This is a genomic window from Hydrogenophaga intermedia, assembly GCF_000723405.1.
Lineage (GTDB): Bacteria > Pseudomonadota > Gammaproteobacteria > Burkholderiales > Burkholderiaceae_C > Hydrogenophaga > Hydrogenophaga intermedia.
On record NZ_CCAE010000007.1, the window covers coordinates 15,733 to 40,531 of the forward strand.

General features: G+C 69.0%; 22 protein-coding genes. 10 read left to right on the forward strand and 12 right to left on the reverse strand.

What is annotated here, in order from left to right:
• Position 1 precedes the first annotated feature (1 nt).
• From BN948_RS06690 to bamC, 4 genes are all read left to right on the forward strand, one after another.
• Complete coding sequence (locus BN948_RS06690; protein WP_009517230.1) at positions 2 to 1,237, forward strand: MFS transporter; 1,236 nt, start codon at positions 2 to 4, stop codon at positions 1,235 to 1,237.
• A gap of 121 nt (positions 1,238 to 1,358) precedes the next feature.
• Positions 1,359 to 1,913, forward strand: a complete 555-nt coding sequence (locus BN948_RS06695) for a class I SAM-dependent methyltransferase (protein WP_009517228.1) — start codon at positions 1,359 to 1,361, stop codon at positions 1,911 to 1,913.
• A 69-nt stretch (positions 1,914 to 1,982) separates the two neighbouring features.
• On the forward strand, positions 1,983 to 2,870 hold the full coding sequence (gene dapA, locus BN948_RS06700) for a 4-hydroxy-tetrahydrodipicolinate synthase (RefSeq protein ID WP_009517227.1): 888 nt from the start codon (positions 1,983 to 1,985) through the stop codon (positions 2,868 to 2,870).
• A 32-nt stretch (positions 2,871 to 2,902) separates the two neighbouring features.
• Positions 2,903 to 3,997: an outer membrane protein assembly factor BamC gene (bamC, locus tag BN948_RS06705; RefSeq protein WP_009517226.1), complete on the forward strand. Its 1,095-nt coding sequence runs from the start codon at positions 2,903 to 2,905 to the stop codon at positions 3,995 to 3,997.
• Here bamC and BN948_RS06710 read toward each other — a convergent pair whose 3' ends face one another.
• Together BN948_RS06710 and BN948_RS06715 are read right to left on the reverse strand one after the other, a co-directional pair.
• Positions 3,998 to 4,522 carry a hypothetical protein gene (locus BN948_RS06710; RefSeq protein WP_009517225.1) on the reverse strand — a complete coding sequence of 175 codons (525 nt, stop codon included), beginning with the start codon at positions 4,520 to 4,522 and terminating at the stop codon, positions 3,998 to 4,000. It abuts the gene before it with no gap.
• A gap of 16 nt (positions 4,523 to 4,538) precedes the next feature.
• On the reverse strand, positions 4,539 to 5,687 hold the full coding sequence (locus tag BN948_RS06715) for a JmjC domain-containing protein (protein WP_009517224.1): 1,149 nt from the start codon (positions 5,685 to 5,687) through the stop codon (positions 4,539 to 4,541).
• 38 nt (positions 5,688 to 5,725) lie between these two features.
• Here BN948_RS06715 and BN948_RS06720 point away from each other — a divergent pair, with 38 nt between their 5' ends.
• Positions 5,726 to 6,265, forward strand: a complete 540-nt coding sequence (locus BN948_RS06720; RefSeq protein ID WP_050980624.1) for an FKBP-type peptidyl-prolyl cis-trans isomerase — start codon at positions 5,726 to 5,728, stop codon at positions 6,263 to 6,265.
• A 115-nt stretch (positions 6,266 to 6,380) separates the two neighbouring features.
• Here BN948_RS06720 and dut read toward each other — a convergent pair whose 3' ends face one another.
• The 7 genes from dut to xseB form a co-directional block, all read right to left on the reverse strand.
• Positions 6,381 to 6,830 (reverse strand): dUTP diphosphatase, encoded by a 450-nt coding sequence (dut, locus tag BN948_RS06725; RefSeq protein WP_009517222.1) that lies wholly within the window; start codon positions 6,828 to 6,830, stop codon positions 6,381 to 6,383.
• Between the two features lie 13 nt (positions 6,831 to 6,843).
• On the reverse strand, positions 6,844 to 8,643 hold the full coding sequence (locus tag BN948_RS06730) for a TRAP transporter large permease (RefSeq protein WP_009517221.1): 1,800 nt from the start codon (positions 8,641 to 8,643) through the stop codon (positions 6,844 to 6,846).
• Between the two features lie 11 nt (positions 8,644 to 8,654).
• Positions 8,655 to 9,251 (reverse strand): TRAP transporter small permease subunit, encoded by a 597-nt coding sequence (locus tag BN948_RS06735; RefSeq protein WP_009517220.1) that lies wholly within the window; start codon positions 9,249 to 9,251, stop codon positions 8,655 to 8,657.
• 147 nt (positions 9,252 to 9,398) lie between these two features.
• Positions 9,399 to 10,478, reverse strand: a complete 1,080-nt coding sequence (locus tag BN948_RS06740; protein ID WP_009517219.1) for a TRAP transporter substrate-binding protein — start codon at positions 10,476 to 10,478, stop codon at positions 9,399 to 9,401.
• Positions 10,479 to 10,649: 171 nt separating this feature from the next.
• Complete coding sequence (gene dxs, locus BN948_RS06745; RefSeq protein WP_009517217.1) at positions 10,650 to 12,557, reverse strand: 1-deoxy-D-xylulose-5-phosphate synthase; 1,908 nt, start codon at positions 12,555 to 12,557, stop codon at positions 10,650 to 10,652.
• 33 nt (positions 12,558 to 12,590) lie between these two features.
• Positions 12,591 to 13,574, reverse strand: coding sequence for a polyprenyl synthetase family protein (locus tag BN948_RS06750; protein ID WP_009517215.1), 984 nt, complete (start codon positions 13,572 to 13,574; stop codon positions 12,591 to 12,593).
• Positions 13,571 to 13,822, reverse strand: coding sequence for an exodeoxyribonuclease VII small subunit (xseB, locus tag BN948_RS06755; RefSeq protein ID WP_035620911.1), 252 nt, complete (start codon positions 13,820 to 13,822; stop codon positions 13,571 to 13,573). The genes BN948_RS06750 and xseB overlap by 4 nt, the downstream gene beginning before the upstream one ends.
• 261 nt (positions 13,823 to 14,083) lie before the next feature.
• Here xseB and BN948_RS06760 point away from each other — a divergent pair, with 261 nt between their 5' ends.
• The 4 genes from BN948_RS06760 to BN948_RS25500 are packed head-to-tail and all read left to right on the forward strand — an operon-like array spanning position 14,084 to position 19,632.
• Positions 14,084 to 15,244 (forward strand): aromatic ring-hydroxylating oxygenase subunit alpha, encoded by a 1,161-nt coding sequence (locus BN948_RS06760; protein ID WP_009517211.1) that lies wholly within the window; start codon positions 14,084 to 14,086, stop codon positions 15,242 to 15,244.
• A 3-nt stretch (positions 15,245 to 15,247) separates the two neighbouring features.
• Complete coding sequence (locus BN948_RS06765) at positions 15,248 to 16,138, forward strand: DMT family transporter (RefSeq protein ID WP_009517210.1); 891 nt, start codon at positions 15,248 to 15,250, stop codon at positions 16,136 to 16,138.
• A gap of 45 nt (positions 16,139 to 16,183) precedes the next feature.
• A complete protein-coding gene (locus BN948_RS06770) occupies positions 16,184 to 17,035 on the forward strand; it encodes a sulfurtransferase (RefSeq protein ID WP_009517209.1) in 852 nt (283 codons plus the stop codon).
• A complete protein-coding gene (locus tag BN948_RS25500) occupies positions 17,035 to 19,632 on the forward strand; it encodes a PAS domain S-box protein (RefSeq protein WP_051755960.1) in 2,598 nt (865 codons plus the stop codon). Before BN948_RS06770 ends, BN948_RS25500 begins: the two co-directional genes overlap by 1 nt.
• Before the next feature lie 30 nt (positions 19,633 to 19,662).
• On the opposite strand, the gene BN948_RS06780 is transcribed toward BN948_RS25500, so the two are convergent.
• The 3 genes from BN948_RS06780 to polA all read right to left on the reverse strand — a co-directional run bounded on the left by BN948_RS06780 (position 19,663) and on the right by polA (position 24,376).
• The gene (locus BN948_RS06780; protein ID WP_009517206.1) at positions 19,663 to 20,472 is read right to left on the reverse strand and encodes a ZIP family metal transporter; all 810 of its coding nucleotides are present in this window, start codon (positions 20,470 to 20,472) and stop codon (positions 19,663 to 19,665) included.
• Between the two features lie 137 nt (positions 20,473 to 20,609).
• Positions 20,610 to 21,509, reverse strand: a complete 900-nt coding sequence (locus BN948_RS06785; protein ID WP_009517205.1) for a dienelactone hydrolase family protein — start codon at positions 21,507 to 21,509, stop codon at positions 20,610 to 20,612.
• 77 nt (positions 21,510 to 21,586) lie between these two features.
• Complete coding sequence (polA, locus tag BN948_RS06790) at positions 21,587 to 24,376, reverse strand: DNA polymerase I (protein WP_009517204.1); 2,790 nt, start codon at positions 24,374 to 24,376, stop codon at positions 21,587 to 21,589.
• A 99-nt stretch (positions 24,377 to 24,475) separates the two neighbouring features.
• Between polA and BN948_RS06795 the strand changes: the two genes are divergently transcribed.
• Positions 24,476 to 24,799 carry a DUF2782 domain-containing protein gene (locus tag BN948_RS06795; RefSeq protein ID WP_009517203.1) on the forward strand — a complete coding sequence of 108 codons (324 nt, stop codon included), beginning with the start codon at positions 24,476 to 24,478 and terminating at the stop codon, positions 24,797 to 24,799.

Genomic DNA, 24,799 nt, shown 5'->3' on the forward strand with positions numbered 1-24,799 from the left:
GATGATCACCGCCACCCCTGGCGCACCGCGCCTCTCCGCCACCCAGGTCCTGCTCTGCGGAGCCCTGATCGTCACCCTGTCCATGGGCATCCGCCATGGCTTCGGCCTGTGGCTGCAGCCCATCACCCAGGCTCAGGGCTGGACGCGCGAGACCTTCGCCTTCGCGCTCGCCGTGCAGAACCTGGCCTGGGGTGTCTTCGGCATCTTTGCCGGCATGGCCGCCGACCGCTTCGGCGCCTTCCGCGTGCTGCTGGTCTGCGCGGGCCTGTACGCCCTGGGCCTGGCGGGCATGGCCCTGTCCACCTCCACCCTGGGCTTCGCGCTCACCACGGGTGTGCTGATCGGCGCGGCGCAGGCGGGCACCACCTATGCGGTCATCTACGGCGTCATCGGACGCAACATCCCGGCCGAGCGCCGCTCCTGGGCCATGGGTGTGGCAGCGGCCGCGGGCTCATTCGGCCAGTTCCTCATGGTGCCGGTGGAAGGCTGGCTGATCGAGGGCCTGGGCTGGCAGAACGCGCTGCTGGTGCTGGCCGTGGCGGTGCTGCTGATCGCGCCGCTGGCCATGGGCCTGCGCGAGCCTGGCTTCTCCGGCAGCGCGCCGGCCAGGCGTGAACAGACCATCGGGCAGGCGCTGCGCGAGGCCTTCCAGTACCGCAGCTTCCAGTTGCTGATGGCGGGCTACTTCGTCTGCGGGTTCCAGGTGGTGTTCATCGGCGTGCACATGCCCAGCTACCTCAAGGACAACGGCCTGTCCCCGCAGGTGGCCAGCTACGCGCTGGCGCTCATCGGCCTGTTCAACGTGATCGGCACCTACGCGGCCGGCGTGCTGGGCCAGCGCATGGCCAAGCGCCACATCCTGGCGTTCATTTACCTGGCGCGCGCCGTGGCCATCGCCCTCTTCCTGTGGGCGCCGCTCACGCCCATGAGCGTCTACGTCTTCTCGTCGGTGATGGGCCTGCTGTGGCTGTCCACCATCCCGCCCACCAACGCCACGGTGGCGCAGATTTTCGGCGTGGCCCACCTGTCCATGCTGGGCGGCTTCGTGTTCTTCAGCCACCAGATCGGCAGTTTCCTGGGCGTGTGGCTGGGCGGTTACCTGTATGACCGGACCGGTAGCTACGACATCGTCTGGTACATCGCCATCGCGCTGGGCGTGTTCGCGGCGATCGTGAACCTGCCGGTGCGCGAGGCGCCGATCATGCGCGCGCCTCAGCGCGTGGGGGCCCCCGCATGAGCTTGATGGGACGTGCCGCTGTGTGGGCCGCCGCCGTGGCGGCCCTGCTGGCCACGTTTGCCCTGTACCAGCGCCCGGACTTTCTCGTGAACCTCGCCGACCGCGTCTGGAGCTGCTTCTGATGCACGGCACCGAAGCGGCCTCGGCCTGGGTGAGGCGCTGGTCGCACCTGGTGCCCGAGGGCGGCGCGGTGCTCGACGTGGCCTGCGGGCGCGGGCGGCACCTGCGCTGGTTCGCCGGGCGCGGCCACCCCGTCACCGGTGTGGACCGCGACCCCGAAGCCATCGCCGCCGTCCAGGGCCTGGGCCGCGCCGTGACGGCCGACATCGAGAACGGCCCCTGGCCCTTCGAGGGCCAGCGCTTCGCGGGCGTTGTCGTCACGAACTACCTGTGGCGCCCGCTGCTGCCCGCCATCGTGCGCAGCGTGGCCGAGGGCGGTGTGCTGATCTACGAAACCTTCGCCATCGACCACGCCACCGTCGGCAAGCCCTCGCGGCCCGATTTCCTGCTGCGGCCCGGGGAACTGCTGACGGCCGCCGGCGGTCTTCGTACCGTGGCCTACGAGGACGGCTTCTGCGGCGACCCCGACCGCTTCGTGCAGCGCCTGGCGGCGGTGCGCGAATCCCGCTCCGACGGCGCATCGCCGCCCCGGCATCGGCTCGATGCCGCTGGGTAGAATGCTCCGCTTATCCGCCCCCGGAGGGCGTCCAGCGCGCGCATGAGGCCGCTGACACAACGATCCGCCATGCAAATGATCACCGGCAGCATCGTGGCCCTGGCCACCCCCTTCAATCCCGACGGCAGTGTCGACTACCCCGGCCTGCGAAAGCTGGTCGACTGGCACATCGCCGAAGGCACGGACTGCATCGGCGTGGTGGGCACCACGGGCGAATCGCCCACCGTCACGGTGGAAGAGCACTGCGAGATCATCCGCGTGTCGGTGGAGCAGGCCAACAAGCGCGTGCCCATCATGGCCGGCTGCGGCGCCAACTCCACGGCCGAAGCCATCAACCTCGCCAAGTTCGCGCGCGGCGTCGGTGCCGACTGCCAGTTGCAGGTGGTGCCCTACTACAACAAGCCCACGCAAGAGGGCCAGTACCAGCACTTCAAGGCCATCGCCGAGGCCACGGGCGATCTGCCCATCGTGCTCTACAACGTGCCCGGCCGCACCGTGGCCGACATGCAGGTCGACACGGTGCTGCGCGTCGCCGAGGTCAAGGGCATCGTCGGCATCAAGGAAGCCACCGGCAACATCGAACGCGCCCAGTGGCTCATCCGCGAGGCACCGGCCGATTTCGCCATCTACTCCGGCGACGACCCCACGGCCGTGGCCCTCATGCTCTGCGGCGGCCACGGCAACGTGAGCGTCACCGCCAACATCGCGCCGCGCGCCATGCACGACCTGTGCGTGGCCGCCGTCGCGGGCGATGCGAAGAAGGCCATGGCCATCCAGAAGCGCCTGCTGCCCCTGCACAAGCAGCTCTTCTGCGAATCCAACCCCATTCCGCTCAAGTGGGCCATGGCCCGCCTGGGCCTGTGCGGCGAGACCATGCGCCTGCCGCTCACGCCCATGTCGCGCCAGCTCGTGCCGCAAGTCGAGGCCGCCCTGCGCGAGTCCGGCCTGCTGAGCTGATCCTCCGTTCACTTCTGATGCCCCGCTCCTCCATGAGTCAATTCCATCGCCTGGGCCTGATCGCCTGCGCCGCGCTGCTCGCCACCGGTTGCTCCATCCTCAAAGAGGACAAGATCGACTACAAGACCGCGCAGGAGGGCAAGCGGCTGGACGTGCCGCCCGACCTGACGCAGCTCAGCCGCGAATCGCGCTACGTGGTGCCGGGCTCGGCCGTCACGGCCAGCGGCTATCAGGCGGGGCAGGCCAATGCCGCCGCCGCCCAGGGCAGCGGCACCGCCACGGTGGAGGTCGGCGACGTGCGCATCGAGCGCGCCGGCGCGCAGCGCTGGCTGGTGGTCAACCGCCCGGCCGGCCAGCTCTGGGGCCCCATCCGCGACTTCTGGCAGGAGAACGGTTTCCTGCTCGAGACGGACCAGGAAACCCTGGGCATCATGGAAACCGACTGGGCCGAGAACCGTGCCAAGCTGCCGCAGGACATCATCCGCCGCACCATTGGCCGCCTGTTCGACAGCCTGTACTCCACCGGCGAGTACGACAAGTTCCGCACCCGCCTGGAGCGCAACGCCAGCGGCGGCACCGAGGTCTACATCACCCACCGCGGCATGGTCGAGGTCTACGCCAACCAGCGCGAGAACCAGACCGCGTGGCAGCCGCGCCCGTCCGACCCGGAGCTGGAAGCCGAATTCCTGCGCCGCCTGATGGTCAAGCTGGGCGTGAGCGAAACCCAGGCGCAGGCGGTGGCGGCCACGGCGCCGGCCCAGTCGCAGGCCGCGCGCGTCACGACGGTGAACAACCGCCCCGCGCTGCAGTTCAACGACAACTTCGACCGCGCCTGGCGCCGCGTGGGCCTGTCGCTCGACCGCAGCGGCTTCACGGTGGAAGACCGCAACCGCAGCGAAGGCACCTACTTCGTGCGCTACGTGGAACCCGCCAAGCCCGGTGAAAAGCCCGGCTTCTTCAGCCGCATGTTCGGCGCCGACGACAAGCAGCCCACGCCGCAGCGCTACCGCATCGTCGTCAAGAGCGAGGCCGATCTGACCACGGTGTCGGTGCTCGATGCGCAAGGCCAGCCGGATGGGTCGGCCAACGCGCAGCGCATCGTGCAGCTGCTGGCCGCGGATCTCTGATCAAAGCCCCAGGGTGGTTGGCGCGAAGGCCGGCCGCCCTTTCATCCACCACTCGTCCAGCCGCTCGTGCAGCGCCACGCGGCGCTCGGGCGCGTGGCTGGCCACCAGGCTGCTGCGCACCGGGTCCAGGCGCTCCAGCGTCCAGCTCGCGGTCCAGATCACGCCAGGCAGTTCGTGCGGTGAGGCCTGCGGGACGGCGTGCGCCTCGACCAGGTGCGACCAGGTGGTGCACCACGTCGCGAAGCGCGGGTGCAGGCTGCGCACGGCGCTGAAATCGCGCGCCAGCAGGCGCAAGCGGCGCCCCCGTTGCGCCCAGGCGTTCAGGCCGGCGATCACCGCGCGTTCGCCCAGCGGCCAGTCCGCGAAGTCGTCGTCCACCAGCCAGAGCATGGGCCAGCCCCGCGAGGCCGCGGCGCCGATGGCCTGACGCACCGCATCCGTGAAGGCCACGCGGCCGACCAGCCTGCCCTCGGGCAGTTCGACCGGGGCGGACTCGGCGTTGTCGGTGGATTCGGCGTCGGACATGGACTCCCCTGTGGTTTCACTCCGCTTCGAGGTGCAGCCAGCCGGCCTCGAACCAATCCCCCAGCACGGCCACGGCATCGGCGCTTGCGCGCCGCACCTCGCCTGCGCTCAGGTGGCGCTGGTCGGCCAGGCGGCGCATGAGGCGCGCGTCGGCGCCGCCGGCTCGCAGGCCCTCGCCATTGATGAACACGTGGCGGTCGTCATACATCATGCGCGTGCGCCGATCGAGCCGCAAGGCGCCGGGCGCCCAGGTCCCGGCCGGTTCGTCGAACCAGGTGTGGGGCTTGGGCTCGGTCATCACCTCACCCAATGCCAGCGCCAGCGCGTCGCGTTCACCCAGCAGGCGCTGCAGGGCATCGGCCGCGAAGGCCTGCAGGCCCTCGGGCAGACGCGCGGGCTGGACGGTGGCGGCTTGTTGCGGGTCGCGGTAGAGCGTGTCGTCTTCCAGCGCGTCGGCCATGCGCTGCAGCAGCTCGCCGGCGAGTCCACCGCGCTGCGGGGCGCGAAAGCCGATGGAGCAGGTCATGCAATCACCGCCTACGGCCTCGCCATCGTGCGCCCAGCGCGGCGGCAGGTAGAGCATGTCGCCGGGCTCTAGCACGAACTCTTCTTCGGGCTCGAAGTGCTGCAGGATCTTGAGCGGCACATCGGGCTGCAGGCTGAAGTCCTTCTGGCGGCCGATGCGCCAGCGCCGGCGGCCCGTGGCTTGCAGCAGGAAGACATCGTAGCTGTCGAAGTGCGGCCCCACGCCGCCGCCCTCGCTGGCCCAGGAGATCATGAGATCGTCCAGCCGCGCGTCGGGCACAAAGCGGAAGCGCTGCAACAGCGCGTGCGCGGCATCGTGGTGCAGGTCCACACCCTGCACCAGCAGGGTCCAGCGCGGGCGGCTTTGCGGCGGCAGCGCACGCCGCGCGAATGGGCCATGGCGCAGGGACCAGCCCGCGCGCGCGTGCTCGATGAGCCGCGACTCGACGCCCTCCTGCCCGGCCAGATCGAACAGGGCGCCGCGGTCCAGCGGCGGCTGGAAGTCGGCGATGGCCTGGCGGATCAGCAGAGGCTTCTTCTGCCAGTGCCGGCGCATGAAGCGCATGGGGCTGAGGCCGCCGAGCAGGGCCAGCGGTTCGTCGGGCAGGAGGCCTGGCAACAGGCTGGTCATGGGGCTCATGGGAGAATTGTCCGATGAAATCCGATGCCGCTTCCCCCATGGCCGTGACGCCCCAGTGCGTCGTGGCACTCACCTGGACCCTGAAGGACACGCTGGGCGACGAGCTCGACACGCTCGACGAGCCCGTGGAGTTCCTGGTAGGTGGCAGCGACCTGCTCGGCAAGATCGAAGAGGCCCTGCAAGGCCATGTGCCGGGCGACACGCTGGAGCTGCACCTCGAGCCGCTCGACGCCTTCGGCGACTACGACGACCAGCTGCTGTTCCTGGAACCGCGCGAGCGCTTTCCCGAGCAGCTCGAGGAAGGCATGGGCTTCGAAGGCCTGCCCCCCGGCTGCAACCCGGCCGCACCGCGCGACCGCCTGTTCTTCGTCAGCGACATCTACCCCGACCACGTGGTGCTCGACGGCAACCACCCGCTGGCGGGCATCGCGATCCGCATCAAGCTCAAGCTGCACGCGGTGCGCGAAGCCACAGAGGACGAGATCGGCCGGGGCACGTTGGGCACGGGCTTCTTCCGCACGCAGCTCGACGTGACAGACCCGGCGCAGTCACCGCCGGTGCCCCCCACCCTGCATTGAAAAGAAGCACCCCCGCGCCGCTTCGCGTCACCCCCTCAAGGGGGCGGCGCCTGCGGCCCGGCAAAGCCGGTTCCGCGGCACCTCTTGGTTGCGTGGTCGGCGCGCCAGAAACGTGTCAACCTCGTCCAGTTGAACCGTAGCCGCCCGCGCCGCGCGCGCTCTCGGCGGCGAAGTCCTCAACCACGTTGAAGCGCGCCTGCACCACGGGCACGATGACCATCTGCGCCAGACGCTCCATGGGCTCGATGGTGAACGCCACGTCGCTGCGGTTCCACGCGCTCACCATGAGCTGGCCCTGGTAGTCGCTGTCGATCAGCCCCACCAGGTTGCCCAGCACGATGCCGTGCTTGTGGCCCAGGCCCGAGCGCGGGAGGATCAGCGCCGCGTAGCCCGGGTCGGCCAGGTGAATGGCCAGGCCGGTGGGCACGAGCTGCCAGGCGTTGGGCTCCAGCCGCAAGGGCGCGTCCAGGCAGGCGCGCAGGTCGAGCCCGGCGCTGCCCGGCGTGGCGTAGGCGGGCAACTGCTCCGCCATGCGCGGGTCGAGGATCTTGACGTCGATCTGCATGTTGCGTTCGGGCTCAGTTCTTGGGTTTCAGCGCGTCTTGCAGCGCCTTGTTCGGGTCGACCTCGGCCGGCGCGGCCTCTTCGGCCTCGGGCTTGAGTTCGTCAGCCGACGGCTCCTCGGCCGGTTGTTCCTCCTCTTCGGTGCCATAACCGCCCCCTTCGGACGGCGGCGCCATGTCGCGCAGCAAGTCCTGCACGGCCTCGTTGTCCACCTTCACCGGCGCGCCCAGGCTGCCCGTCACGATGCCCGGGTTGAGCATGACCACCGCCACCATGATGAGCTGCAGCACGATGAAGGCGATCGAGCCCTTGTAGATCTGCGCCGTGGTGACGGCCGGGATCAGCTTGCCCGTGACCTTGTCGGTGTAGTCCTGGCGGGCGGCCACGCTGCGCAGGTAGAACAGCGCGAAGCCGAAGGGCGGCGTGAGGAAGGAGGTCTGCATGTTCATCGCCAGGATGACGCCGAACCAGATGAGGTTGATGTCCAGGCTTTGCGCCACCGGCACCAGAAGCGGCACGACGATGAAGGCGATCTCGAAGAAGTCGATGAACATGCCCAGGATGAACACCAGGATGTTCACGACCAGCAGGAAGCCCATCTGCCCGCCGGGCAGTTTGTCGAACAGGTGCTCGACCCAGACATGGCCGTCGGCCGCATTGAAGGTGAAGCTGAACACCGTGGAGCCGATCAGGATGAACAGCACGAAGATCGACAGCTTGGTGGTGCTCTCCAGCGCTTCGTGCATCAGCTTGAGGCTCAGCGTGCGCCGGCTCGCAGCCATGATCAGCGCGCCGAGTGCGCCCATCGCGCCACCTTCGGTGGGCGTGGCCACGCCCAGGAAGATGGTGCCCAGCACCAGGAAGATCAGCACCAGCGGCGGGATCAGCACGAAGGTGACCTGCTCGGCCAGTCGCGAGAGCAGGCGCAGGCGGAACAGGCGGTTGAGCAGCGCCAGCACCAGCGCCAGCACGGACGCCACGCTGATGGACATGATCACCACTTCATCGCCACCGGGCGCCATCTGGCGTTCGATCAGCGGGTTGATGATGGCCGCGTGGTTCTGGCTCCAGAGCCAGCCAGCCACCGCGCTGATGGCCAGCAGCACCAGCAGCGAGCGGTGGCCCGAGGCGCCACTGGGTTCGATATAGATGCGCGCCTCTTTCGGCAGCGCGGGCACCCACTTGGGCAGCGCGATGGCCACGCCCGCGACGAACAGAAGGTACAGGCCCACCAGCATCAGCCCCGGCACCAGCGCACCGGCGTACATGTCGCCCACCGAGCGGCCCATCTGATCGGCCAGCACGATCAGCACCAGCGACGGCGGAATGGCCTGCGCCAGCGTGCCCGAGGCCGTGATCGTGCCCATGGCGATGGTGCGGTTGTAGCCGTAGCGCAGCATGATGGGCAGCGAGATCAGGCCCATGGAGATGACGGCGGCGGCGACCACACCGGTGGTGGCCGCCAGCAGGGCGCCCACCAGGATCACCGCGACGGCAAGGCCCCCGCGCACGGGGCCGAACACCTGGGCCACGGTGGACAGCAAGGCTTCGGCCATGCGGCTGCGCTCCAGGATGATGCCCATGAGCGTGAAAAACGGGATCGCCAGCAGCGTCTCGTTCTGCATGATGCCGAACACGCGCAGCGGCAGGGCCTGGAACAGGTTCGGGGGGAAGAGCCCGATCTCCATGCCGATGTAGCCGAAGAACAGGCCGGTGGCGGCCAGCGCGAAGGCCACCGGGAAGCCCGACAGCAGGAAGACCAGCAGGCCGCCGAACAGCAGCGGCACGAAGTTGTTGGTGAGGAACTCGATCATGGTGCGCTCGCTCAGGCCTTGTTCGTGGAGGCCGGTTGGTCATCGGCCATTTCGCGCACCAGGAAGTCGGCCTCTTCAGGCTCCTTGTGGGCCAGCACGTCGGGCCCCTGCCCCGTGAGAAAGGCCGCGCGCTTGATGATCTCGGAGACGCCCTGCAGCAGCAGGATGGCGAAGCCCAGCGGAATGAGCAGGTACACCGGCCAGCGGATCAGCCCGCCCGCGTTGGAGGACATCTCCCCCGACGCCCAGGCGCGCGCGAACACCGGCCAGCCCTCGATCATGAGCAACAGGCACAGGGGTGTGAGAAACACCACGACGCCCACGATGTCGACCCAGTTGCGCGTGCGCGCGCTGAACTTCGACGACAGGAAATCGATGCGCACGTGCGCGTTGCGCAGGAAGGCGTAGCCGCCACCCAGCAGGAACACCGCGGCGAAGAGGTACCACTGCACCTCCAGCCACGCATTGGAGCTGTTGCCGAACACCTTGCGGATGATGGCGTTGACGGCGCTGATGAGCGTGGCCGCGAGGACGAACCACATCATGAGCCGGCCGATGCGGTCGTTGATGGCGTCAATGAGTCGGGAGATCGAGAGTAAGGCTTGCATGTGAACCCCATGGGTATGGGTGTGGCCGCGCGGCTGACTCCGTGCGACCGGGGTGCCGCGCGGGCGGGTCACCCACGCGACACGGGCCGGCGAGGCCCGAGAAAAAAACCCCGCCGCGGCGGGGTGCCGGCGCAAGGCCAGCGGGTCTCAGAGCTTAGCCGATTGCATGTACCGGTCGAACTGCGCCTCGGTGAAGCGGAACCACAGGTTCTGGTCTCGGCGGAAATTGGAATAGTCGGCGTAGATCTTCTTCCAGTGCGGGTTGCTGGCCGACAGCTCGCTGTACAGCGCCATGGATTCCTTGTAGGCCAGGTCCATGATGGCCTTCGGAAACGCCAGCACCTTTGCGCCACCGGCCACCAGGCGCTTGAGGGCCGCCGGGTTGCGCGCGTCGTAGCGGGCCTGCATCACCGTGTGCGCGTGCGAGGCGGCGTTCTCGACCATCGCCTTGTGCTCGGCCGACAAGGCGTTGTAAGCGTCCTTGTTGACGTAGAACTCGAGCTGCGCGCCGCCTTCCCACCAGCCGGGGTAGTAGTAGTTCTTGGCGACCTTCTGGAAACCCAGCTTCTCATCGTCGTACGGGCCCACCCATTCGGTGGCGTCGATGGTGCCTTTCTCCAGCGCCTGGTAGATCTCGCCACCGGGGATGTTCTGCGGCACGCCGCCCATGCGCGTGAGCACCTGGCCGGCAAAGCCGCCGATGCGCATCTTCAGGCCCTTCATGTCGGCCGCGGTCTTGATCTCCTTGCGGTACCAGCCGCCCATCTGCGCACCGGTGTTCCCACCGGGGAAGTTCACGATCTTGTACTGGTCGTAGAACTCGCGGAACAGCTTCATGCCGTTGCCGTCGTACATCCAGGCGGTGAGCTGGCGGCTGTTCAGGCCGAAGGGAATGGCCGTGGCCATGGCGAAGGTGGGGTCCTTGCCAAAGAAGTAGTACGGTGCCGTGTGACCCATCTCCACGGTGCCTGCCTGCACCGCGTCGACGATGCCGAGCGCGGGCACGAGTTCACCCGGCGCGTGCACGCTGACCTCGAACTTGCCGCCCGACATCGCCTTCACGCTGGACGCGAAGACGTCCGACGCGCCGTAGATGGTGTCCAGGGCCTTGGGGAAGCTGGAGGTCAGGCGCCAGCGGATGGCGGCCTGGGCGTGCACCGAGGGTGCGACGCCAGCGGCGAGCACGCCGGCGATTCCGGCATGCCGGATGAGAGAGCGACGGTCCATGTGTTTCAACTCCGTGGTGGTTATGTGTGCCCGCCACTGCGTGCGGGCGCCCGTGAAGGCCACGAAATTCTAGGAACCGGTGGGTGCGACCTCGCGGGGGTTTTCCCTTGAACCGAGGGCTTGCCCCAGGGGGGCGTTCAGCCTCGCGTCAGGCTTGCCCGGCGCGAGGGATCAGGCCACTACCTTGAGGCCCGAGGCACCATCCAGCAGCGCACCGAAGCGCTCGCGCACGCTGCGTTCGATGCCCGCCGCGTCCAGGCCCTGCAGGGCCAGCAGTTTGGCCGGGTCGCCGTGCTCGATGAAGTCGTCGGGCAGCCCGAGCGCGAGCACGGGCAGTTGCAGGCCCTCGGCCTGCAGGGCCTCCATCACGGCGCTGCCCGCGCCGCCCATGGTGCAGCCCTCTTCCACGGTGACGATGGCCACGTGGGTGCGCGCGATCTCGCGCAGCAGCTCGATGTCGAGCGGCTTGACCCAGCGCATGTTGGCGACACTCGCCCCCAGGCGCTCGGCCGCGGCCAGCGCCGGGTACAGCAGCGTGCCGAAGGCGAGGATGGCCACGCCCCGCCCCTTGCGGCGCAGTTCTCCCTTGCCGAAGGGCAGGCCTTGCAGCCCCTCGGGCTGGGCCGCTCCCACGCCCGCGCCGCGCGGGTACCGCACGGCCACCGGGTGGTTCTGCGCGAAGGCAGTGGACAGCAATTGCCGGCACTCGCCCTCGTCGGCCGGGCAGGCCACCGACACTTGCGGAATGCAGCGCAGGTAGGCGACGTCGTAGGCGCCCGCGTGCGTGGCGCCGTCGGCACCCACCAGGCCGGCGCGGTCGAGCGCGAACACGACGGGCAGGTTCTGCAGCGCCACGTCGTGGATGAGTTGGTCGTAGGCGCGCTGCAGGAAGGTGGAGTAGATCGCCACCACGGGCTTCAAACCCTCGCAGGCCAGGCCGGCGGCGAAGGTCACCGCGTGCTGCTCGGCGATGCCGACGTCGAAGTACCGGTCGGGAAAGCGGCGCTCGAATTCGACCATGCCCGAGCCTTCGCGCATGGCCGGCGTGATGCCCACCAGGCGTTGATCGGCCGCGGCCATGTCGCACAGCCACTGGCCGAAGACCTGGGTGAAGGTGGTCTTGGGCGGCGTGGCGGGCTTGGTCAGGCCCACGGCCGGGTCGAACTTGCCGGGGCCGTGGTAGGCCACGGGGTCGGCCTCGGCCAGCTTGTAGCCCTGGCCTTTCTTGGTCACCACGTGCAGGAACTGCGGGCCCTCGTGCGCGTCCATGAGCTGGCGGATGTTCTCCAGCGTGGGGATCAGCGAGTCAAGGTCGTGGCCATCGATGGGGCCGATGTAGTTGAAGCCGAACTTCTCGAACAGCGTGGCCGGCACCACCATGCCCTTGGCCTGCTGCTCGAAGCGCTTGGCCAGTTCGAACAGTGGCGGGGCTCCCTTGAGCACCTGCTTGCCCATGTGCTTGGCGGCGGCGTAGAACTGCCCGCTCATGAGCTGCGCCAGGTAGCGGTTGAGCGCGCCGACCGGGGGCGAGATCGACATGTCGTTGTCGTTCAGGATGACCAGCAGCTTGCCGTCGGCCACGCCGGCGTTGTTCAGCGCCTCGAAGGCCATGCCGGCGGTCATGGCACCGTCGCCGATGATGGCCACGGCGCGGCGGTCCTCGCCCTTGGCCTTGGCGGCCATGGCCATACCCAGCGCGGCCGAGATGCTGGTGGACGAGTGCGCGGTGCCGAACGTGTCGTAGGGGCTCTCGTCGCGTCGCGGGAAGCCGCTGATGCCGCCAAGCTGGCGCAGCGTGTCCATGCGATCGCGCCGGCCGGTGAGGATCTTGTGCGGGTAGGTCTGGTGACCCACGTCCCACACCAGCCGGTCCTCGGGCGTGTTGAACACGTAGTGCAGCGCGATGGTGAGTTCGACCGTGCCCAGGTTGGAGCTGAGGTGCCCGCCCGTGCGGGCCACGCTGTTCAGCAGGAACTGGCGCAATTCGTCGGCCAGCGGCTTGAGCTGCGGGCGCGCGAGGCGGCGCAGATCAACCGGCGAGTGGACGTTGTCGAGCAAGGTGGTGATCGGTACGGTCATGGGGCGTCGTCGTTCACGAACGGTGCTGGCGCATCAAGAGGCGCGCTGGGCCACCCAGTCGGCCAGGGCATGCAGCGTGCCCGGCCGCTCGAGCCCGCTGCGCCCGAGGGCGGCGTGGGCACGCGCCAGCACATTGTCGGCATACGCCTGGGCCGGGCCCAGACCCATGAGCGACACGAAAGTGGGTTTGTCCGCCGCGGCGTCCTTGCCCGCCGTCTTGCCCAGCGTCGAGGAATCGGCGGTGACGTCAAGGATGTCGTCCACCACCTGGAAGGCCAGTCCCACGCAGGCACCGTACTCGGTGAGCGCGGCCAGGGTGTCGCGCGCCACCACGCCGGTGGCCGCGCCCATGGTGACACTGGCCTGCAGCAGCGCGCCAGTCTTGCGGCGATGCATCGCCTCCAGCGCCGCCAGGTCGAGGGCGATTCCCACGCTGGCCAGGTCCACGGCCTGGCCACCGGCCATGCCATCGGCGCCAGCCGCCAGGGCCAGCAGGCGGCACAGGCGCGCGCTCATGGCATCGGCCAGGCTGCCATCGCCGGGCACCAGCAGTTCGAAGGCCAGGGCCTGCAGGGCGTCCCCGGCCAGCAAGGCCTGGGCCTCGCCAAACTTCACGTGCACCGTGGGCTTGCCCCGACGCAGCACATCGTTGTCCATGCAGGGCATGTCGTCGTGCACCAGCGAGTAGGCGTGGATGAGCTCCACCGAGCAGGCCGCGCGCATGGCGGCGTCGGCCTGACCGCCCACGGCTTCGCAAGTGGCCAGCACCAGCAGCGGGCGCAGGCGCTTGCCGCCGTCGAGCACGGCGTAGCGCATGGCGTCGCCCAGGCCGGCGGGCGCGTCGCTGGGCACCCAGCGCGAGAGGGCCTGCTCCACCGCGGCCTGTTGCACGGCGCGCCATTGCACGAAGGTCTGCTCCTGCACGAGGCGAGCCGCCGCCGGGCCGCCCCAAGGCGGCTCAGCCCCCTCGGGGGGCATCGACTCGCGCAGCGACGGAGCGTGGGGGTCCATGTTCATTCGTCAACCCAGGGCTTGCTTTGCCCGGCCTCGAACACCTGGATCTGCTGTTCCACCGCCTGCAGGCGGTCGCGGCAGAAGGCCAGCAACTCGGCCCCGCGCTGGTAGCGCGAGAGCAACTGATCAAGGGGCAACTGGCCGGCGTCGAGTTGGGCGACGAGCTGCTCGAGTTCCTGCAGCGCAGCCTCGTAGCTGGGTGCCACGGGCGGTGTGTCGGCGGCGGCCGAACGGGCGGGCGGTGGCGTCATGGGCCTCGTGAGGGAAATGCCGGCGGTCAAGGGAACCCCCTGGGGGCATTCCGGCCAAATGAGGCATTTTAGCGATGAGGCATTTCCGCTGACCCGTGCGTGATGCACCCCGGGGGTACAATCCGCGCTCTTTTTTTCCCAAACGACGGGCCCTTCGGGTCCGGAGGGACGCACCACTTCACCCTTCCCGCGCGAATTCGTCTGACGAGCACAGCGCTTACCCTGCCCCTTCATAGGGGGAGTCTTTAGGTCAGGACAAGCATGTCTGATTTGAGTCTTCAACTTCAGCAGGCCAAAAGCCAATTCCCGGTGTCGAGCTACTTCGACCAGGCGCTGTTCCAGCGCGAGCTGGAGACGATCTTCCAGCGCGGGCCCCGCTACGTGGGGCACGCTCTTTCCGTGCCGAACGTCGGCGACTACCACGCCCTGCCTCAGGAAGGCGAGGGCCGCGCCCTGGTGCACACGCCCTCGGGCATCGAACTGGTCTCCAACGTCTGCCGCCACCGCCAGGCCGTGATGCTCAAGGGGCGCGGCAACCTGCAGGGCCACGGGCCCGGTCACGCGGGCGGCAACATCGTGTGTCCACTGCACCGCTGGACGTACAGCGGCACCAACACACCCGCCGGGGCCGGCCGTGCCGGCCAATTGCTTGGCGCGCCGCACTTCCAGCAGGACCCTTGCCTGAACCTCAACAACTACCGGCTGCGCGAGTGGAACGGCTTGCTGTTCGAGGACAACGGCCGCGACATCGAGGCCGACCTGGCCGGCATGGGCCCGCGTGAGCTGCTGAGCTTCGAGGGCATGGTGCTCGACCACGTCGAATTGCACGAGTGCAACTACAACTGGAAGACCTTCATCGAGGTCTACCTCGAGGACTACCACGTCGGTCCCTTCCACCCGGGGCTGGGCAACTTCGTCACCTGCGAAGACCTGCGCTGGGAATTCCGGCCCGAGTACTCGGTGCAGACCGTGGGCGCGCAGAACCTGCTGCAGCCCGCCGGCAGCCCGACCTACCAGCGCTGGCACGAGGTGCTGATGGCCTACCGCCAGGGCGAGCTGCCCGCGCATGGCGCGGTCTGGCTCACTTACTACCCCCACATCATGGTCGAGTGGTACCCGCACGTGCTGACTGTCTCCACGCTGCATCCCGTCAGCGTGGACAAGACGCTGAACATGGTCGAGTTCTACTACCCCGAGGAAATCGCCGCCTTCGAGCGCGAGTTCGTCGAGGCGCAGCGCGCCGCCTACATGGAGACCTGCATCGAGGACGACGAGATTGCCGAGCGCATGGACGCGGGCCGCAAGGCCTTGCTGGCGCGCGGCGACAACGAGGTCGGCCCGTACCAGAGCCCCATGGAAGACGGCATGCAACACTTCCACGAGTGGTACCGCAAGACGATGGGGAACACCTTCACCGGCTGAGCCATGCAAGCACTGTGGATGCTGCTCGCGTCCTTCTTCTTCGCGAGCATGGGCGTGTGCATCAAGTTCGCCGCCGCCCACTTCAACAGCTTCGAGACCGTGTTCTACCGCGGCGTCGTGGGCATGCTGTTCCTGTGGGGCCTGACGCGCTGGCAGGGAGTGTCGCTCGCCACGCGCGTGCCCATGATGCACGCCTGGCGCAGCCTGGTGGGCACCATCTCGCTCACGGCCTGGTTCTACGCCATCGCCCTGCTGCCCCTGGCCACGGCCATGACGCTCAACTACATGAGCAGCGTGTGGATCGCCACCTTCCTGCTCGGCGGCGCAGTGCTCACACAGGCGCGCGGCGAGCAGATGCGCGAACAGGCGCCCCTGTTCCTGACGGTGATCGCGGGCTTCCTGGGCGTGGCCCTGCTGTTGCGCCCCAGCTTCAACGAAGAGCAGGCCTTCGCGGGGCTGGTGGGACTGCTGTCTGGCGTGTTCGCGGCCCTGGCCTACCTTCAGGTGGCCGCGCTCGCCAAGGTGGGTGAGCCCGAGAGCCGCACGGTCTTCTACTTCTCGTTGGGCTCGGCGCTTGCGGGGCTGATCGGCATGCTGTTCGTGGGCGTGAGCCCGCTGCGCTGGCCCGGCGCGCTGTGGCTGCTGCCGATCGGCCTGCTCGCGGTGGGCGGACAACTGTGCCTCACGCGCGCCTACGCACAGGGCGCCACCATGGTCGTGGCCAACCTGCACTACTCGGGCATCGTCTTTGCCGCGCTGTTCGGCCTCACCGTGTTCGGCGACCGCATCCCGCTGATCGGCTGGGTCGGCATGGGGCTGATCATCGTCAGCGGCATCGCGGCCACGGTGCTTCGCTCGCGCACGGTGCCGCAGGTGCCTGCGGAAGAACCCTAGTGCCGCATCTCCTGAAACGCATGCGATCTGCTCCACAATGTGTGCATGCTTAACTTGTTGATACAAGCTCGCGAACTGCAGGCCCTGCTCGATGCGGGCACCCCGGTACTGGTGATGGACTGCAGCTTCGACCTGATGAACCCTGCCGCTGGCCGCGAGCAGTTCGAAGCCGAGCATGTGCCCGGCGCGGTGTATGTGGACCTGGACCAAGACCTGAGCCAGAAGGGCCGGCCCGCCAGCGACGGCCGCCACCCCCTGCCCGAGCGCGAGCGCTTCGCCGCCCGCCTGGCCGAACTGGGCCTGAGCCCGGGAACGCAGGTGGTGGTGATGGACCGCCAGGGCGTCAACTTCTGTGGCCGCCTGTGGTGGATGCTGCGCTGGTGCGGCCACGAGGCCGTGGCCGTGCTCGACGGCGGCCTGGCCGCCTGGAAGGCCGCGGGCGGCGCGCTGCAGAGCGGCCCCGCCCAGCCTCGCGCAGCCGGCACCTTCCGCGCCGGCCCCTCGCTCGCGCCCACGCTGGACACCGCCGGCCTGCTGGCCCGCCTCGGCCGCGCCGACACCACGGTGATCGACGCCCGCGCGGGTGCGCGCTTTCGCGGCGAGGTCGAGCCGCTGGACCCGGTGGCCGGCCACGTGCCCGGCGCGCTCAACCGCCCCTTCAACGACAACCTGCAGGCCGATGGCCGCTTCAAGCCCGCCGCGCAATTGCGCCAGGAGTTCGAGGCCCTGCTCGGCGGGCGCGCCCCCGCCGGCGTGGTGCACCAGTGCGGCAGCGGGGTGAGCGCCGTGCCCAACCTGTTGGCCATGGCCATCGCCGGCCTGGGCACCACCACCCTGTACCCGGGCAGCTGGAGCGCCTGGTGCAACACCGAAGGAACGCCGCGTGCGAGAGGCTGATGCAAGGGCCTGAATCGGTTGGCCTGTCGGTGCAGGCCGACACCCCCGACGCGGCCGACCTGCGCAAGACACTCTTGTGGGTCTGCCTGCTGGTCGGCTTCGCGGCACTGGGCATTGCTGTCCTGGACCTGCTGCTGGCGGCGCCCGAACGCAGCGAGGCGCTGATCGCCGGCACCCTGGCTGCGGTGGCTTGGGCTTGCTGGCTGGCGCTGCGCACGCGCCGTCTCTCGCCCGAACCCGTGGCCGCGCTGGTGATCCTGGGCGTGCTGGCCACGGCCACCCTCTCGGTGGTGACCTATGGGTCGGTGCGCACAGCGGTCAACTTCCTGTTCGTGGGTGCGGTGGTCGGCGCGGGCATCTTCCTGGGCCGGCGCGCGCTGGTGCTCGCGGTGCTGGCCACCGTGGCGTTGCTGGGCCTGCTGAACTGGATCGAGGCGCGCGAAGGCTTCGGCCCCACACCGGATTTTTCCGTCAACGTGCGGGTGTGGCTCACCCAGGCCACCACCATCGTGGTGGTCGGGCTGGTCGTCATGCACAGCCGCGCCGTCACCCACCGCGCGCTGCAGCGGCTGCGACACGAACTGGAGCGGCGCCGCCAGACCGAGCAGGAGCGCGACCGCTGCCTGGAGCGCTTCACGCGCATCTTCCGGTCCAGCCCGAGCCCCATGGTCGCGCAGTCCGCGCGCACCGGCGCCATCCTCGACGTCAACCCCGCCTTCGAGCGCTGCTACGGCTACCGCCGCAGCCAGGTGCTGGGGCGCCAGGACACCTTCCTCTGGGCCGACCCGATGGAGCGCGAGCGCTACATGGAGCGCCTCATCGTCGAGCGCCACATCGCCCAACACCGCGGCAGGGGCCGCCGCGCCGACGGCAGCGAGTTCGACGCCATGGTGTCCAGCGAAATGGGCAACGACGACGAGGATCGCCTGATCATCACCACGGTGAGCGACATGACCGGCCGCGAGGAGCTCATCCGCCGCCTGCAGCGCTCCGAGGCGCTGTTCTCCAAGGCCTTTCACTTCGCGCCGCTCAACCTCACCATCACGCGCCTGTCCGATGGCCGATTCCTGGAAGTGAACCGCGCCGAGGACAAGGCCCAGGGATTCGAGGCCAATGAACTGCTGGGCCGCACCTCGGTGGAGGTCGGCTCCTGGCTCACGCCCGAGGACCGCGAGCGCTTCGTCGAGCGCATCCGGCGCGACGGCCGCGTGGACGGCTACGACACGCAGATGCGGCACAAGGACGGCACCCTCGTCGACTCGCGCATCTGGGCCGAGATCATCGACATCGACGGCGAACCCTGCATCCTGTCCTCCAGCTTCAACGTCAGCGAGGAAAAACGCCGCGAAGCCCTGCTGCTCGACGTGGCCAAGGGCGTGGCCGCCGAGACGGGTGAGGCCTTCTTCGCCGCGCTCGCCGAAACCCTGAGCAACGCCATCGGCGCCAACCTGGTGGCCCTGGCCGAAACCACCGACGAGGGCGAACTGCAGACCCTGGGCGTGTGGCGAGACGGCCGCGCCGCGCGCAACTTCCGTTTCAGCGTGGCGGGCACGCCCTGCGCCGACACGCTGCGCCAGCACGGGCTCATGACCTGCACGGCTGGCCTGGCAGAGAACTACCCCAACGCGCCGCAACTGCGCGCCCAGGGCTTCCAGGCCTACCTGGGCCAGGCCCTGCGCGACCCCGACGGCCAGGCCACCGGCATGCTGATCGCCATGTGGCGCACGCCGGTGGAGGTGAAGGCCGACGTCCAGGCGCTCATCTCCATCTTCGCCAGCCGCGCCAACGCCGAGCTGCTGCGCCTGCGCCGCGAGCGCGAGATCGTGAGCCTGAACGAAACCCTGGAGCAGCGCGTGCGCGAGCGCACCGCCGAACTGCAGAAGCTCAACGCCGAGCTCGACGCCTTCGCCTACTCCGTCTCGCACGACCTCAAGTCGCCGCTACGCGCCATCGACGGCTTCACGCGCCTCATGCAGGAGCAACTGGACGGCAAACTCGACGAGGACACGCAGCAGTTGTTCGACCGCGTGTTGCAGTCGTCTCAGCGCATGGGCGCCATCATCAACGACCTGCTGGCGCTGGCGCGCGTCAGCCAGGGTGTGCTGCAGCGCGGCCCCATCGACCTGAGCGAACTGGCGCGCAGCGTGCTGGAGCATGAACTGGCGCGTGCCCCGCAGCGCCGCGTGCGCGCCGAACTGGCGCAGGGCCTGGAGGCCGACTGCGACCCGCACCTCGCGCGCATCGTGCTGGAAAACCTCATCGGCAACGCATTGAAGTACACGCGCGACCGAGAGGAGGCGCACGTCGTGTTCGGCCTCGACGGCGTCGACGACGACGGCGTGCCGCACTTCTTCGTGCGCGACAACGGCGTGGGCTTCGACATGAAGTACGTCGACCAGCTCTTCAAGCCCTTCCAGCGCCTGCACCGGCCCAGCGAGTTCGAGGGCACGGGCATCGGACTGGCCACGGTGCGCCGCATCATCGAGCGGCACGATGGCCGCATCTCGGCCGAGGGCGTCGTCGGCCAGGGTGCCACGTTCCGCTTCAGCTTCGGCAGCCCGCCGCGCTGGAGCGAGAGCGAGTCGCAGAAGCTGTGAGCGGCCGCGGGCTGCGCGGCCCGCGCGGGCTCAGTGCCCGTGCGCCAGCCCACTCACCAGCGTGACCATGCCAATGCCCACGGCCAGCCACACGATCTGCGCCACCGTTTCGCGCAGACTCAGGCGCTTCTGCAACTGCGGGATCAGGTCGGCCAGGGCCACGTAGACGAAGCTGCTGGACGCCGCCACCAGGAAGTACGGCAGCCAGTCGTCCAGCGAGGCCAGCAGCAGGTAACCCACGATGCCGCCCAGCGCGGTGACCGTGCCCGCCAGCGACACCTTGAGCAGCGCCGCGCGTGGTGTGCGCGAGGTCTGGCGCAGCACCACCAGGTCACCCATGTGGTGCGGCACCTCGTGCGCCAGCACGGCCAGCGAGGCCACCACGCCCAGGCGCACATCGGCCACGAAGGCCGAGGCGATCAGGATGCCGTCACCGAAGGCATGCACGCTGTCGCCCAGCAGCACGGCCCAGCCGCCGGCGCGGGGCTCGTTCCCGTGGCCGTGGTGATGGTGGTGCCCATGGCCGTGGTGGTGATGGGCGTGGTCCTCGTCGGCCTCCTGCCCGTGCTCGTGGCCGTGGTGCCAGAGCTCGGCCTTGTCGAGCAGGAAGAAGAACACCAGGCCGCCCAGCAGCAGCGCGAACAGCTCGTGCGCACCGGCCGCGCTCTCGAAGGCCTCGGGCAGCAGATGCATGAAGGCCGTGGCCATCAACGCGCCAGCCGCCAGACTCAGCATGTGCTGCGTGTAGCGCGCCATCATGGCGTAGCCCAGCAGCGCCGCCACCCACACGCTGCCCACGCCGGCGGCAATGGTGCCGATCAGGATCGCCAACAAGGTCATATCAGTACTCTGTTACTCGGTAGAAGACCTGCGGCGCACGGGTGGTCGAACCGAGTGACACCGCGGAACCGGCTTTGCCGGGCCGCAGGTGTCGCCCCCTCGCGGGGGACGCGCGAAGCGCGGCGGGGGTGTCTCGGTCAACCCACGCCGTGCTGTTTGAACCAGGCGAGCGCGCGTTTCCATCCATCCTCGGCCGGCTCCTTGCGAAAGCTCGGCCGGTAGTCGGCGTGGAAGGCGTGCGGCGCGTCCGGGTACACCACGAAGGTCGATGCCTTGGCCGCCGCATTGCCGGCCGCCAAAGCTGATTTCATCTTATCAACAGTGTCAAGGGGGATGCCGGTGTCGGCCGCTCCATAGAGGCCGAGCACCGGGCCGTGCAACTGGCCGGCGATGTCGATCGGGTTCTTCGGTGTCAGCTCGTTTTGCTGGCCCACCAGGCGGCCGTACCAGGCCACGCCGGCCTTCACCGCCGGGTTGTGCGCGGTGTACAGCCACACCTGGCGCCCGCCCCAGCAGAAGCCGGTGATGCCCAGCTTGCTGGTGTCGCCGCCGTTGGCGGCCGCCCACTTCACCGTGGCGTCCAGGTCGCCCAGCACCTGCGCGTCGGGCACCTTGCTGACCACTTCCGAGATCAGCTTGGCGACCTCGCCGTAGCTCTGCGCATCGCCCTGGCGCACGAACAGCTCAGGTGCGATGGCCAGGTAACCGGCCTTGGCGAAGCGGCGTGCGGTGTCGGCGATGTACTCGTGCACGCCGAAGATCTCGGACAGCACCAGCACCACCGGCAGGCCCGTCTTGCCGGCGGGCGCGGCGCGGTAGGCCGGCATCTTGAAGCCGTTCACGTCGATCATCACCTCGCCCACGGTCAGGCCGTCGGAGGGCGTGCGGATGGCGGTCTGCGCCATCAGCGGCGCCGCAGCGGCCGCGTAGCCCACGCCCAGAGCGGCCTTGAGGGCGGTGCGGCGGGTGGCGCCGGACTGGTCGGCGCTGCCGCCCAGCAGGGCTTCGGCATCGCGGGTCATGTCGTGTTCGAGCATCGCGGGTCTCCTTGGGTGGTGGTTGGAAGTGATGCAGATTCCGGGGCGGGCCTGAAGTTCAAGCGCCCGCCCGCGGGTCAGTGGGCCTTGTCCCAGTTCGGCCCGACGCCGATCTCGGCCAGCAGCGGCACCTTGAGCTCGGCCACGGCGGCCATGAGGCGCGGCACCTCGCTGCGCACCCACTCCACCTCGGCCTCGGGCACCTCGAACACCAGTTCGTCGTGCACCTGCATGATCATCTTGGTGCGGCGCTCCTGGTCGTCGAGCGCGGCCTGCACGGCCACCATGCTCATCTTGATGAGGTCGGCCGCCGTGCCCTGCATGGGGGCGTTGATGGCCTGCCGCTCGGCCGCCTTCTTGCGTGGGCCGTTGCCGCCTCTGATCTCCGACAGGTACAGGCGGCGCCCGAACACGGTTTCCACGTACCCCTTGCTCTGCGCGGACTCCACCGTCTGCTCCATGTAGCGCTTGACGCCCACGAAGCGCTCGAAGTAGCGCTGGATGTAGTTCTTCGCTGCCGTGTTGTCGATGCCCAGCGCTTTGGCCAACCCGAACGCGCTCATGCCGTAGATAAGGCCGAAGTTGATCACCTTGGCATAGCGGCGCTGCTCGCTGCTGACCTGCGCCACCTCCACGCCGAACACCTCGGCCGCGGTGGCGCGGTGCACGTCCTGGCCCTCGTGGAAGGCGCGCAGCAGGGCCTCGTCGCCGCTGATGTGGGCCATGATGCGCAGCTCGATCTGCGAGTAGTCGGCGCTGGCGATGACGCTGCCCGCCGGCGCCACGAAGGCCTCGCGCACGCGCCGGCCCTCGGGCGTGCGGATGGGGATGTTCTGCAGGTTCGGGTCGTTGCTGGACAGGCGACCCGTGACGGCCACCGCTTGCGCGTAGTGCGTGTGCACGCGGCCGGTGCGCGGGTTGGCCATCTGCGCCAGCTTGTCGGTGTAGGTGCCCTTGAGCTTGGACAGGCCACGGTGCTCCAGGATCTTGGCCGGCAGCGGATAGTCCTCGGCCAGCTTCTCCAGCACCTCCTCGTCGGTGCTGCGCGCGCCGGTGGCGGTCTTCTTGATGACGGGCAGGCCGAGCTTGTCGAAGAAGATTTCGCCGAGCTGCTTGGGGCTGCCCAGGTTGAAGGGCTGGCCAGCGATGGCGTAGGCCTCCTGCTCCAGCGCAACGATGCGCTGACCCAGTTCGTGGCTCTGTGTCGACAGCGTGGGCGCGTCGATCAGCACGCCGTTGCGCTCGATGCGGTAAAGCGTCTCGCTGCTGGCCATTTCCAGCTCGTAGATGAAGCGCAGCTTCTCGTCGGCCTGCAGGCGCGGCCAGAGCACGCGGTGCACGTCGAGCGTCTGGTCGCTGTCCTCGCAGGAGTACTCGGCGGCCTTGGCCACATCCACCTGCGCGAAAGGAATCTGGTGCGCGCCCTTGCCGCAGATGTCCTCGTAGCTGATGCCCTTGCGGCCGGTGTGGCGCTCGGCCAGGCTTTCCAGCCCATGCGGCTTGTGCACTTCCAGCACGTAGCTCTGCAGCATGGTGTCGTGCTCGTAGCCGCGCACCTCGATGCCATGGTTGGCGAAAACGTGGCGGTCGTACTTGACGTGCTGGCCCAGCTTGGGCTTCGTCGGGTCTTCCAGCCAGGGCTTGAGCTTCGCCAGCACCTCGTCGAAGGGCAATTGCTCGGGCGCGTCGGGGCCCGTGTGACGCAGCGGCACGTAGGCGGCCTCGCCCGGCGTCACGCTGAAGGAGATGCCCACGATCTCGGCGACCATCTCGTCGAGCGAGGTGGTCTCGGTGTCCAGCGCCACCAGTTCGGCGGCGTGCAAGCGTTCGAGCCAGGTGTCGAACAGGTCCCAGCTGAGGATGGTGTCGTACTTCAACGCCGGGCGCGGCTCGGCCGGCGCTGCCGCTTCGTCGAACAGGCCCTCGGTCAGGCCGGGCTCCACCGCGGTGGCGTTCGGCGCCACGGGCGCCTCCTTGCCTACCGACGCCTTGGCCGCAAGCGTCTTGAAGCCGTACTTTTCGTAGAAGCCCTGCAGGGCTTCGTTGTCGGGCTCTTTCATGCGCACCGCGTCCAACGCGGGCAGGCCGGGCACGAAGCCGTTGAGGTCGCAGTCGGTCTTGATGGTGACGAGCTGGCGGCCCGTGGGCAGCCAGTCCAGCGCCTTGCGCAGGTTCTCGCCGGCCACGCCCTTGACCTCGCCCGCGCGCGCCACCAGGGCGTCGAGCGAGCCGTACTCCAGCAGCCACTTGGCCGCCGTCTTCGGGCCCACCTTGTCGACGCCCGGCACGTTGTCCACCGTGTCGCCCACCAGCGTCTGGTAGTCGATCATCAGGTTCGCCGGCACCCCGAACTCGGCCTGCACGCCAGCCATGTCGCGGCGCTTGCCGCTCATGGTGTCGATGATGGCGATGCGCTCGTTGACGAGCTGGGCCAGGTCCTTGTCACCGCTGCTGACGATCACGTCGAAGCCCTGCTCGGCCGCCGCGCGCGCGAGCGTGCCGATCACGTCATCGGCCTCCACGCCGGGCACGTCGATCACCGGGAAGCCCAGCAGGCGCACCACCTCGTGGATGGGCGGGATCTGCGCGCGCAGGTCGTCCGGCATGGGGCTGCGGTTGGCCTTGTACTCGGTGTAGAGGGCGTCGCGGAAGGTCGGGCCCGAGGCGTCGAAGATGCAGGCCGCGAACACCGCGGGCACCTCCTTGCGCAGGCTCTGCATCATGTTGATCATCCCGCGGATGGCCCCGGTGGCGGGGCTGTTCGGGTCGCCGGGCACGGCCCGCAGATCGGGCATGGCGTGGTAGGCGCGGTACAGGTAGCTGGATCCGTCGATCAGCAGCAGGGTTCGGGCGGCGTCCTGGGTCATCCCGCCATTGTGTAGGAAGGCGTGAAGGCCGGGCGTCGGCCGGCGCCGGACATGGCCCGGCGGCAGCGCTGCCAACACCCCGGTGCCTACAATGCGCGAATGGCCTCCACCCCCTCCCTCTTCGGCGCCGCCCTGCTGGCTGCGCTGGCCGCGCCGGCCCTGGCCCAACAGCCGCCGGCCGACCCCGCGCCCCTGCAGCACGCCCCGGGCGACCGCATCGAGCGCATCACGCACGAGGACGCGCTCACCCGCATCGACGAGTTGCGCGTGGACGGCCAGACCCAGTCCATCCAGGTGCAACCCAAGAACGGCGCGCCGGCATACCAGATCCAGCCGCGCGGCGCGGCCAACACCCCCGGTGAAACCGCGGGCCGCCCCTCGGGCAACAGTGGCCGCAGCAGCTGGCGCCTCTTCGATTTCTGA